Genomic DNA, 10,886 nt, shown 5'->3' on the forward strand with positions numbered 1-10,886 from the left:
GACCGCCGACATCTCGGCGGAGGTGATGGGCACGGCCTGGAGCCGGGTGAGCAGTGGCCCGGTGCCGTCCGGGCCGCCGGTCTCGTCGACCACCTGCAGGTCGGGCCACAGGAACGGCGGGGTGAGGACCAGGTGTTCGCAGCGTCGGCCGGAGTCGACGAGCCCCACCGCGCCCGGGATCACCGCGCCCGGCGCCACATGGATGGACCCGGTCGCCACGGCCAGCGCGCACGCGTCCAGGACGTCGGCCATGGCGCGGTGTCCGGTGCGGCCGACGGTGACGAACTCACTGCGGATCTGCCGCCCGTCGGGCGTGGTGACGTTGGTGGGGAGCTCCCGGGCGCCGACGGTGGCGTAGGTGGTGAACCCGGGCGCGGGGACGTTGTCGACGACGACGATGTCGCAGTGCCACTCCGTGGTCTGACCCTCCTCATCGGCTTCCGTCTCGTGCGGGTAGCGCAGGACTCGTACCGAGTCGACCACGTCGAGGAGGCCCTCGAGGCCGGAGAGATCAGCCTTGTCCGGGCCCGGGACGGTGCTCGCGCCGCTCACGCCAGGTCACGCAACCGCGGCTCGAGGTCGGTCTTGAACAGGTCCAGGAACCGCTTCTGGTCGTGGCCCGGCGCGTGGAACACCAGGTGGTTCAAACCGGCGTCGACGTACTGCTTGACCTGCGCCACCGCGTCGTCGGGGTCCGAGGCGACGATCCAGCGCTTCGCGACCTGCTCGATGGGCAGCTCGTCGGCCAGGCGCTCCATCTCCCGCGGCGAGTCCACCGAGTGCTTCTGCTCGGGGGTCAACGACAGCGGCGCCCAGAAGCGGCAGTTCTCCAGTGCCGCGGCCGGGTCGGGGTCGTAGCTGATCTTGATCTCGATCATCCGGTCGATCCGGGAGGAGTCACGGTCGTTGATCCCGGCACCCTCCTCCACCGCCGGCAGGAGCTTGTCGGTGTAGAGCTCCATGCCCTTGCCCGAGGTGCAGATGAAGCCGTCGCCCACCCGGCCGGCGTACTTGGCCACCACGGGTCCACCGGCGGCGATGTAGACCGGCACGCCACCCTCGGGCACGTCGTAGAGGAACGCGTCCTTGGTGGTGTAGAAATCGCCGTCGAAGTTGGTGGTCTCGCCGGTCCACAGCTCGCGCATGAGCCGGACCGACTCGCGCAGGCGGGCGAACCGCTCCTTGAACTCGGGCCACTGCCCCTGGTGGCCCGTGGCGATCTCGTTGAGCGCCTCGCCGGTGCCCACGCCGAGGAAGATGCGGTCCGGGTAGAGGCACGCCATGGTGGCGAAGGCCTGCGCGAGCACCGCCGGGTTGTAGCGGAACGTGGGAGTGAGCACGGAGGTGCCCAGCTGCAGCCGCTCGGTGCGCTCCCCCACGGCCGTCATCCACGCCAGGGAGAACGGGGCGTGGCCGCCGTCGTGGCGCCACGGCTGGAAGTGGTCCGAGACCGTGGCCGAGTCCATACCCGCCTGCTCCGCCAGGACCGCGTACTCGACCAGGTCGCGCGGGCCGAACTGCTCGGCCGAGGCCTTGTAACCGAGCTTCAGGGCGGAGGTGGGGGGCATCGACGACTCCTCGTGGGTTGTGTGAGTGACTTCACCGACGCGGTGGTCGGGGCACTGCAGCCGAGTATGCCAGCGCCGTCGCGCCGGAGGTCCGGACTTGACAGCCGTGGGGTCTCAGCCTAGCGACCTCGCAATATGCTGACAGAAAACTGAGAAAACTTAGGCTTGCTCATTAAAACCGACCCGCGGCGGCGCCGCTGCGAACCGCTCGGTCTACCACACTGCTGAGATAAGAATCCGTCAACGGCATTCCATTGTGAATAAATATGTGCAATCCTCATGCGGGACCTTCGCGGTCCGAAGTCGATCAGCGTTCGAATCCGTACGGGGCCGACACTCCACATCAGTTCTGGGCCCATCCGGTGGCCCCCATGGAAAGGCGCGTCTCTTGAACGCCAACGAACCCCTCACCCCCGACGCCCAGCTCAAGCAGCAGGAGCGCAGCCGCAAGCGCAAGGCGATCCTCGCCGGCGGCGTGGTCCTCGGCCTCGGTGCCGCTGTCACCCTGGCCGCGTGGTCGGATGATGTGTTCGCGAACGGTACGTTCGGCACCGGCACGTTCGAACTCCAGGGCAATGTCTACGGCGCCCCTGAGTCGACGTACGAGAACTACGACACGTCCCCCGGTGACGCACTCACCTTCGTGCTTACGCCGAACAACATGGCGCCCGGCGACACCGTCTACGCCCCGATTTCCATCGCCACGTCGGACCAAACCTCGACCGAGGCTCTCGTCTCCTTGACTGGCGCTACCGCCCCCGCAGATCCGAATGCTGCTCGCCTGTTCAACAATCTCACCTTTGAGATCAATACGATCGCGGAGGGCGGCATCTGCAACCCGGCCGTCTTCGGCGCCGGCACAGAATTACTCGGACCGGGCGCGCTCACACGAGACCTAGCAGACGCATTCACCGTGGCCGCCAATCAGGACACCGAGCAGCACCTCTGCTTTGCGGTAACGCTGCCGGACAACGAAACGACCGGCGCGGTCGACATGCAGGGCTTGTCGACCGGCCCGGTCGTCTGGCAGTTCACCGGCGAGTCCGTCACAACCAACTGATCGGCTTGGAGTCCCGTCACAGTCTTGAACCATGGAGTGTCGAGCCGTCTGTCAGCCACTCCCGGTTCAGGTAGCACGTGACTTTCCAACGCTGCTCTGAGTGGGGCGACTCTTACCGCCCCACTCAGTTCGTTTCACACCTTGGAAGGCCCCTCTGTGACCGATCCCGATTCCACTTCCCGCGCGGCTGACCACCGTCGTCGCCTTAGGGCACTTCTAGCGGGCGGTCTCGTGTGCGGGCTCGGCGCCGCCATGACGCTCGCTGCTTGGTCCGACGACATCTGGGTCAACGGTCAGTTCCGGGCCGGCCAGTTTAACGTCCAGGGAAGCGCGAGCACCACCTCGACTCACACGTGGGGCGAGTACTCGACGCAGGGGAATAGTGCGCCGCTCGCTTTCTCGTCAGTGGTACCCACGATTGTCTCGCCGGGGACCAGCTACTACGCACCGTTCAGCCTGGCAATAGACTCGACCAAGGCCGACTTCAACGGACAGGTCCGAGTCTCTGAGTACCTCGGGACGGGCGATCCGGCGCTTCGCTCCAAGCTCACGTGGAGCGCCACTGTCGTCCCCGGTCCCGGCAACTGCACTGAGGCCGGGTACCTCGCCGGCACCGCGCTCGTGCCCAGTGCTCAGGGCCCGGCCACGGACACGCTTCAGCCGGTCTCCCCTGCTTCCGGCACTGTGACTTTGGACAAGACGCTGAACACCACTGCCACCACTCCCAAGACAGTGTGCTTCAAAGTCACAGTGGCGTCCCAGGGTTCGGGCGACGATCCATCGACCAACCCGTACGGCACCGGGTCCGCGGGTCTCGTCTGGCACTTCACCGCGACTTCCGTATAAGTACTTGTCGCCAATTCGCAGTTCGGAGGGAGGAGCGGGATGAGCACACATCATCGTTGGTGGCGCCAGACCCGTGTCCTCGCCGCAGCGGGCCTCGTGCTGGGCTTAGGCTCGCTGGCTACCGTCGCTACTTTCCAGGACAGCACGTGGGCGAACGGCCAGTTCGCCTCGATTCGCGGCGGGATCGAAGGATCGACGACCTCGACTAACGGGGTTAACGGGACGTGGAGCAACCATTTCACCTCCGGCAGTGCCGCGGTGATGGAGATGAACCCATCCACCGGCCTGGTTCCCGGCGCGACGGTGTACTCCAAGTTCGCCCTGCGGACGAGTTCTGGCGTGACGAATCCGGCCACGGTCACCATGGGGACCGGCATTGTGACTCTGAACGGCAGTTCGACCCCGACAATGGTCGACGCGGTTCGAGTCCGTGCGTACATGTCGCCCAACCACACCTGCAACTCCACCACAGTGACCCAAACCGGGGGAGTCTCCTATCTGCGGGGCACCGCCATGACCTACACCACCGCAGGAGCGGTGATCACCGGGCCCACGATCACTCTCCTGGCAGGGACGGACACCACCGCCGGCCCGGGCCGCACCGTCTGCTTTGAATTCAGCCTCGCCAACAACGCGACCGCCGACGCGGCGAACGGCGCCGACTTCTCGGTCACGTGGCCCTTCACCACGATCATCGGAACGTGACCACGATGACCCACACCACACTCGGCCCTCGACACGCGGCACCGACGACCCCACGCAGCCCCCGCATCGGGAAGTGGATAGGCGAGCGAATTCTCGATCTGCTCGCCCTCGGTGGGGTCATCTGCATCATCGCTGTGGTCGCCGCGTTCGCGTTCAACATCTCGCTCATCATGTTCAAAACCGGCTCGATGAGCCCGACCATCCCGACGGGTTCCCTGGCACTCGTCCGCGAGATCCAGGCCTCGCAGGCGGAGGTCGGGGACGTCCTCACCATCGACCGCCCGGGGCAGCTACCCGTCACACACCGCGTCGTGTCGACTGCCCATGTCGGTGGCGGTGAGTATTCCATCGAGATGAAGGGCGATGCCAATGACAACAAGGACCCCGCCCCTTATCAGGTCACTCAAGCACGAGTGGTGATCTATTCGGTCCCCGAGCTCGGCTACCTCGTCTCCAAGGTGTCTGATCCCCGCGTCATGGCGGGCATGACCATCGCCATGACACTGCTCGTCACCTGGTCATTCTGGCCACGGAAGAGGAAGACCTGATGTCCGTCCACACCCGTTTCCGCGCCGTCGGCCTCGCAACCCTGGCCGCCGTCACCGCCCTGTCCGTGGTGTCGGCAAGCACGGGTGACGGCCTCGTCGCGCAGACTGAAGCCGCCTACACAGACAGCGAATTCGCCAAGGCGGGCGTTGCCGCTAAGTGGCCACTTGCATACACACGCGTGGTTGGCGGTAGCGCCTACTCTTCGACCACCATCAATGGTCAGGGCGACAACGACCCCTACTCGAAATCCTTCGAGTACGAGCAGGGACTGACCGGGAACACCGCGATCGGGCAACCCGGTGACCCCCAGTGGAAATCCTATTGGAGAGGGCCGATGCTTCTGGACGATGGCGCCTCAATGAACAACTACGGCCCCTTGGATCCGGATAAAGCTCTCAACAATCAACAGGGAAACGTAGCGAACAACAGGTGGCAATCGCCTTACCCCGTCAACTTTGTGAGGCCTGGTGGTTTCAGATGCCAGTTTATTAACTCCTCATTTGCGGACTCCGCAACCTCCTTGAACCAATGCGAGACGGCAGCGAATTCGTACGCAGCCGCCAGCCTCAACACGAGGGCGTTTGGTTTCGGAATTCGCATTAACATTGGTTCACCTCAGACAATCAACGCTGTCGACATCAAGACCTCCGCCCGGTGCAGTGTGTCAACTCAGACAAACGGCAAACTCGCAGAGGCTGGTACCCCCTCGGGAAGGATTGATATTGGCGTCGAGAGCATCAATATCGATGACCGTCTTGCATATTCGCAAGATTTCCATACCCTTTGGCAAGGGAACCCCGGGCCGCACTCACTTTCAGACTTCATGAGAGTCCAGTGGGGAGGCACCCAACCCACTTACTTTCGACATATGCCGGTCATTACCTTGCGAGAAAGTCAGGACCCGCCCCACGCATTCTCTGAAGTAGGGTTGTATATTGAGAGTTGGACCGCTAGGAATTTGAACTGGAGCCAGCAGGACTACCTAGCTGCGAAAATGTACTTTGTGCTTTCCCGTTCCGAATGCGGGGTGAAGCGAGTCACGGACAACGCTCTGCCCGCCAAGAGCGCGGTGTTCCCACTCAATGGAATGCCCGGAGGAAACTCTCGCACTGCATACAACGGATCAAGCTATACCCCAGACTATTGGGGCGGCGGGTTCACGGTCACCTCACAGCCAGCAAGTCGGAGGGCCCTCGACGCCGATCCGGAGGCTCCCATCACTACATCGCTCCCTGAGGCAACCACGGTGACGTCCCCGTTGGAGGACCCCACGGCGTCGGAGATCACGACCTCAGCGCCACCAGACCCGTCGGCATCCAACCCCGCCGAGCCTGCCGGAACCAGCATCGTGACGTCCACCAAGCGCGAGTCCACCACGACGACGAACGACACCACCACCGCGCAGACCACCACAACGTCCGCATCCCCAACAACCGCCATGCCCACCGACCCCGGCACCCTCTCGGCGTCCGCGGACACGACGACGGTAGGAACCGTCGAGGTGGACGGCGATGACCTCGACGTCGTCGTCAAGGGCGACAAGGTCCCAACCGGGACCCGCACCGCCCTGACCGCGCTGGACACCTGGATCAACGAGGGCATCCGCCCCAGCGGGGACTGGAGGACTCTCACCTCGAGCGACCCGGACTCGGACGGGTGGCGCTGGGCCACCGTCAACCAGAAAACCGGGACGGTCGTCTACATCCGCTGACACCCGCTGCAACACGCAGGAACTGTCGTGAGATTCGTCACTCGCCGCAGGAAATGTAACGATTCGGCCACCGGCGACCATACTCTGGATGAAGCGGCGATCATGGCGGGCCAGCCCGTGCCGGAGCCCCCTCCTCCGGACCGGTCGCCGAGTAATGGCTTTCGGAGGAGCTATGCGGATTCGACACGCGGCCACCGCGCTGGTCGCCCTCGGTTCCGCTTCCGCCTGTGCACTCGGCACCACCCTGGTCATGCAGGACCGCGAGGACGATGCCCGCGAGTCGGCGCTACGAAGCTCCTCCTGGTCAGTGCAGGCATCCACCGACTTCGGCACCACCTGGACCGCTCCCATCTCCACCTACGGCGGGCACTTCCCCGTCCGCGTGGACACCGCCGCGCTCCGCAACCGTTCCGCGTACCAGCCCCTGACCCTGCGGACGAGCGTCGATTCCCGCTCGGAGGCCCACGTGGTGATCGGCAGGGGCGCGCTGGTGGAGGGCGACCCCACGACCGCCGCCGACGTCCGGATCCGGGCCGTCACCACCAACGGAGGCGCCTGCGCCGCGCCCACGTTCAGCAGCGGCACCCCCAGCATCCTGGCCGGTGACGCGACACTGCCGGAGCCGGTGGACGCCGCCACCGTCGACGAACCACTGGTGTTGCCGGCCGCCACCCGCACGACCCCGGGAGCACCCGTCACCGTGTGCCTCGAGCTGAGCATGGACTCGGCGTCCCCGGCGCCCGACTCGGTGCTGATGCTCGCCTGGCCCATCGAGATCACCCGCGCGGACGCCGGAACCTGACACGCGCGGCCCGGTTCAGGAACCCTCCTGGATCGCCTCACGCCGTCGCGCGGCCATCCGGTACGCCTGCTCGTGCGCGGCCATGACCTTCCCCGGATCCGCGCCCTCGACGCGCGGCGGCGGCGACCGGGGTTCGTCGATGGCCGTGCGCACCGCCCATGTCAACGTGCCGGGGTCGCGGGGGTCGTACACCTCACCCGAGTGCTCGTCCGGGTCGCAGCGGTCGAACCACTGCTCGCGGAGGAAGCCCACTGCCGGGAGCACGGGCGTCACCCCCAGGTCCCGGCACAGCTCCAGCCAGGTGGAATGCGTGGCGAAACGATACGGCAGCACACACACGTCCAGGGCGGCGAACTCGGCGAGCACGGGCCCCAGGTCGCGGGCCTCGTAGCGGATCAGCCGCACGGATTCCCACCCGCCTTCCGCCGCGAGCTCGGCCACCAGGTGGTGCCCGCCGCTCTCCCGGTCCTCACCACACGCGTCACGCCACGCCTGCGCCTCCACGACGATCCGCAGGTGCGCGTTCCGCCGGCCGGTCGCCACCGGCGCCAGCAGGTCGAGGAGCTCGGGCCCCTCGATGTTCTCGCCCATCCGTTCCAGCAGCACACCCACGACGGTGTCCCCGGGTGCCCGGAGGTGCTTGGACGCGCGGATGGCCGACGAGATCTCGGCCTCGTCGAGCAGCCGGGGATGCGGCACCACCATCGCCTCCACGCCCCACCGCACCCACAGCTCCCGCGCCGCGACCTCGGTCAGGGTGAGTACCTGCACAGCCGCGCCGACCAGAGTGCCGGTGTACCCCCGGTGTGGCTCGGAGTCCTCGTGGGAGGGGTAGACGATGTCGTGCACGGTCAGCACCATCGGGACCCCGGCGTGGGACAGGTGCTCGATGACGTCCCGGGCGCTCTCCGGATCCAGGTAGTCGTAGCCGAAATGCACGTGGGCCACGTCCACGTGATCGAGGTCGCGGTCGGGGGCCGGGCCGTCGTCCTTCACGTACGTGCCCGGGTGGGATTCACCGTTGACCACGCCCGGGCGCATCGGGACCATCTCGAGGCGGCCCGACGACGCCAACCCCGTGATCCGGCGGACGGCCGGGTGCGCGGCGGGCAGCACCGCCACCCTCGTCCGGGACGCGCCGCCATGTGACCGCATAAAACTTAGTTTAGACCCCTACGCAAGTCCTCGATGAGGTCTCCGGCGAATTCCAACCCCACCGAGAGGCGGATTACGTTGTCGGTAATGCCCACCGCGGCGCGCGCCTCCGGCTCCATGGACGCATGGGTGGTGGTCGCGGGATGGGTCACCAGGGACTTGGCGTCACCGAGGTTGTTGGAGATGTCGATGACCCTCAGCGCGTTGAGGAGTGAGAAGCAACGCTGCTTGCCCCGGTCCACCTCGTCGTCGTCGAACTTCAGGCCGAACGTCACGACCGATCCGCCGCCCGACATCTGCTCGGTGGCCAGGTCGTACTGCGGGTGCGAGGGCAGCATCGAGTACCGCACCCAGTCCACCGCGTCGTGCGACTCGAGGAACTGCGCCACCTCCAGCGCGTTGGCGGACATGCGCTCGACCCGCAGGCTCATGGTCTCCAGGCCCTTGAGCAGCACCCAGGCGTTGAACGCGCTCATGCCGAACCCGGCATGACGCATCAGGTTCTGCACGGGTCCGGAGATGTACTCCTCCGGCCCCAGCACGGCCCCGCCCAGAACGCGGCCCTGGCCGTCGATGTGCTTGGTGGTGGAGTAGACCACGATGTCCGCGCCCAGCTCGAGCGGCTTCTGGTGCAGGACGGTGGCGAAGACGTTGTCCACCACCACCTGCGCGCCGGCCGCGTGCGCCAGCTCGCAGACCGCGCGCACGTCCACCAGCTCCTGCATGGGGTTGGAGGGGGTCTCGAAGAACACGGCGTCGGTCGGCTCGCTGAGCGCCTCGCGCCACTGGTCCAGGTCGGAGCCGTCCACGAACACCGTCTCCACGCCCCAGCGCGGCAGGATCTCGTTGCAGATCACGAAGCACGAGCCGAACAGCGCTCGGGAGGCCACCAGCCGGGAGCCGTTGCCCAGCAGCGCGGCCAGCGAGACGAACACCGCCGACATGCCGGAGCTGGTGGCGAAGCACGCCTCGGCGCCCTCGATCTGCCGCAGGCGCTCCTGGAACATCGCCACGGTCGGGTTGCCGTAGCGGGAGTACACGAACCGCTGGAGGTCCCCGTTGAACGACGCCTCGGCCGCCTCCGCCGAGGAGTAGACGTAGCCGGAGTTGAGGAACATCGGCTCGGCGGTCTCCTCGAAACCGGTGCGCATCTGCCCGGCCCGCACCCCCAGGGTGTCGGGGTGGAGTCCGTCGGGGAGCTCGTTGTTTCTCATCCGCTGCTTTCTGAGTGTCGTCGGTGGTGCGGTGGCGGGCCGGGCCGGGTCAGGACTGTCGCCAGGGCAGTCCCGCGACCTTCCACCCGTTGACCGAACCGCGGTGGCCCGCCGCGTCCGGGTCGCCCTCGAATCCCTCGGCCACGTTGTAGGCGGGGCCCAGACCGGCGGCGGTGGCGGCGCTCGCGGCGGCGGCCGACCTGTGCCCGCTGCGGCACAGGAACAGGACCGGCGTGTCCGCGTCCACGCCCGCCTGGCCGAGTTGCTCCAGGAAGCGGTGGTTGGGCTCGCCCGCCGAGGTCATCCACTCGATTCCCACCGCGCGCCTGCCCAACTGGGACAGGTCGGCGCCGCCGACCCACTGCCACTCGGCGCTCGTGCGCACGTCCACCAGGACGGCAGAGGGGTCGGAGGCGAGAAGATCCCATGCCTGCTGCGGCCCGAGGTCCCCGGCGTAATCGCTCATGGGCCCTGATTATGCTCCCCCCGCCACGAGTCCGCCCGGTCGAGGTCCGCCGGGCGCGCCCCCGTGCCATGATCGGGCCATGTCCCCCACCCCCTCCGCCGCCCCCGTCCGAGTGGCCGTCGTCGGTTCCGGACCGGCGGGCGTCTACGCCTGCGAGGCCCTCCTGGCGTGGGCTGACCAGCACGGCAGGGACATCGTCGTGGACTGCATCGACAAGCTGCCCGTGCCCTACGGCCTACTGCGCCACGGGGTCGCCCCGGACCACCCTCGCATCAAGGGCATCGCCCGCACCCTGGAGTCGATCGTCACCGACCCGCGGATCCGCTTCCTCGGCAACGTCGAGTTCGGACGCGACCTCACCCTGGACGACGTCCCCCGGCTCTACCACGCCGTCATCCTGGCCACCGGCGCCCTCGCCGACCGCGAACTGGGCATCCCCGGCGAACACCTCGAGGGCTCCTTCGGGGCCGCGCAGTTCGTCACCTGGTACGACGGCCACCCGGACGCCGACCGCAACTGGGCCCTGACCGCCGAACGCGCCGCCGTGGTGGGCGTGGGCAACGTCGCGCTCGACATCGCGCGGATGCTGGTGCGCACGCCCGAGCAGCTCGAGGCCACCGACATCCCCGAGCACGTCCGCGAGGGCTTCGGCACCAGCGCCACCCGCGTCGTCACCGTGACCGGCCGCCGCGGCCCGGCCTACGCCAAGTTCACCCCCCTGGAGCTGCGGGAGATGGACAAGGTGGAGGGTGTCACCATCGTGGTGGACCCGGCCGACCTGGAGTACGACGACGAGGCGCGCGACCACCT

At 67.1% G+C, this 10,886-nt stretch carries 12 protein-coding genes; 7 read left to right on the forward strand and 5 right to left on the reverse strand.

Going from position 1 to position 10,886, the window contains the following annotated elements; translation table 11 throughout:
- On the reverse strand, nucleotides 1–552 hold a 552-nt coding region (locus tag G6028_RS12430), incomplete at its 3' end, for a suppressor of fused domain protein (protein WP_182659050.1).
- A complete protein-coding gene (gene fgd / locus G6028_RS12435) occupies nucleotides 549–1,568 on the reverse strand; it encodes a glucose-6-phosphate dehydrogenase (coenzyme-F420) (RefSeq protein WP_182639161.1) in 1,020 nt (339 codons plus the stop codon). The genes G6028_RS12430 and fgd, both read right to left, overlap by 4 nt.
- Nucleotides 1,569–1,956: 388 nt before the next feature.
- Here fgd and G6028_RS12440 point away from each other — a divergent pair, with 388 nt between their 5' ends.
- The 6 genes from G6028_RS12440 to G6028_RS12465 all read left to right on the forward strand — a co-directional run bounded on the left by G6028_RS12440 (nucleotide 1,957) and on the right by G6028_RS12465 (nucleotide 7,241).
- The gene (locus G6028_RS12440; protein WP_182659051.1) at nucleotides 1,957–2,628 is read left to right on the forward strand and encodes a SipW-dependent-type signal peptide-containing protein; all 672 of its coding nucleotides are present in this window, start codon (nucleotides 1,957–1,959) and stop codon (nucleotides 2,626–2,628) included.
- Between the two features lie 156 nt (nucleotides 2,629–2,784).
- A complete protein-coding gene (locus G6028_RS12445; protein ID WP_338404217.1) occupies nucleotides 2,785–3,474 on the forward strand; it encodes a SipW-dependent-type signal peptide-containing protein in 690 nt (229 codons plus the stop codon).
- A 39-nt stretch (nucleotides 3,475–3,513) separates the two neighbouring features.
- The gene (locus G6028_RS12450; protein WP_182659053.1) at nucleotides 3,514–4,179 is read left to right on the forward strand and encodes a SipW-dependent-type signal peptide-containing protein; all 666 of its coding nucleotides are present in this window, start codon (nucleotides 3,514–3,516) and stop codon (nucleotides 4,177–4,179) included.
- 5 nt (nucleotides 4,180–4,184) lie between these two features.
- Nucleotides 4,185–4,727 carry a signal peptidase I gene (locus G6028_RS12455; protein ID WP_182659059.1) on the forward strand — a complete coding sequence of 181 codons (543 nt, stop codon included), beginning with the start codon at nucleotides 4,185–4,187 and terminating at the stop codon, nucleotides 4,725–4,727.
- Entirely contained in the window at nucleotides 4,727–6,439 is a 1,713-nt protein-coding gene (locus G6028_RS12460) for a hypothetical protein (protein WP_182659054.1), read from the forward strand. Before G6028_RS12455 ends, G6028_RS12460 begins: the two co-directional genes overlap by 1 nt.
- Before the next feature lie 172 nt (nucleotides 6,440–6,611).
- Complete coding sequence (locus tag G6028_RS12465; RefSeq protein ID WP_182659055.1) at nucleotides 6,612–7,241, forward strand: hypothetical protein; 630 nt, start codon at nucleotides 6,612–6,614, stop codon at nucleotides 7,239–7,241.
- Nucleotides 7,242–7,256: 15 nt separating this feature from the next.
- Here the strand turns inward: G6028_RS12465 and G6028_RS12470 are convergent, their stop codons facing one another.
- The 3 genes from G6028_RS12470 to G6028_RS12480 are packed head-to-tail and all read right to left on the reverse strand — an operon-like array spanning nucleotide 7,257 to nucleotide 10,076.
- Nucleotides 7,257–8,396: a glycosyltransferase family protein gene (locus tag G6028_RS12470; protein WP_194307013.1), complete on the reverse strand. Its 1,140-nt coding sequence runs from the start codon at nucleotides 8,394–8,396 to the stop codon at nucleotides 7,257–7,259.
- Between the two features lie 5 nt (nucleotides 8,397–8,401).
- Nucleotides 8,402–9,610, reverse strand: coding sequence for an O-succinylhomoserine sulfhydrylase (locus tag G6028_RS12475; RefSeq protein ID WP_182659056.1), 1,209 nt, complete (start codon nucleotides 9,608–9,610; stop codon nucleotides 8,402–8,404).
- 49 nt (nucleotides 9,611–9,659) lie between these two features.
- Nucleotides 9,660–10,076, reverse strand: coding sequence for a rhodanese-like domain-containing protein (locus tag G6028_RS12480; RefSeq protein ID WP_182659057.1), 417 nt, complete (start codon nucleotides 10,074–10,076; stop codon nucleotides 9,660–9,662).
- A 79-nt stretch (nucleotides 10,077–10,155) separates the two neighbouring features.
- Between G6028_RS12480 and G6028_RS12485 the strand changes: the two genes are divergently transcribed.
- Nucleotides 10,156–10,886, forward strand: a 731-nt coding sequence (locus G6028_RS12485; protein WP_182659058.1) for an FAD-dependent oxidoreductase, incomplete at its 3' end; no start/stop codon positions are given.

Source organism: Dietzia cercidiphylli, from assembly GCF_014145145.1.
Taxonomy (GTDB): Bacteria; Actinomycetota; Actinomycetes; order Mycobacteriales; family Mycobacteriaceae; genus Dietzia; species Dietzia natronolimnaea.

Bases quoted from the DNA above. Each gene is read 5' to 3' on its own strand.
- G6028_RS12475 (WP_182659056.1), bottom strand. From the start codon at position 9,610: ATGAGAAACAACGAGCTCCCCGACGGACTCCACCCCGACACCCTGGGG.
- G6028_RS12460 (WP_182659054.1), top strand. From the start codon at position 4,727: ATGTCCGTCCACACCCGTTTCCGCGCCGTCGGCCTCGCAACCCTGGCC.
- G6028_RS12480 (WP_182659057.1), bottom strand. From the start codon at position 10,076: ATGAGCGATTACGCCGGGGACCTCGGGCCGCAGCAGGCATGGGATCTT.
- fgd (WP_182639161.1), bottom strand. From the start codon at position 1,568: ATGCCCCCCACCTCCGCCCTGAAGCTCGGTTACAAGGCCTCGGCCGAG.
- G6028_RS12465 (WP_182659055.1), top strand. From the start codon at position 6,612: ATGCGGATTCGACACGCGGCCACCGCGCTGGTCGCCCTCGGTTCCGCT.
- G6028_RS12470 (WP_194307013.1), bottom strand. From the start codon at position 8,396: ATGCGGTCACATGGCGGCGCGTCCCGGACGAGGGTGGCGGTGCTGCCC.
- G6028_RS12455 (WP_182659059.1), top strand. From the start codon at position 4,185: ATGACCCACACCACACTCGGCCCTCGACACGCGGCACCGACGACCCCA.
- G6028_RS12450 (WP_182659053.1), top strand. From the start codon at position 3,514: ATGAGCACACATCATCGTTGGTGGCGCCAGACCCGTGTCCTCGCCGCA.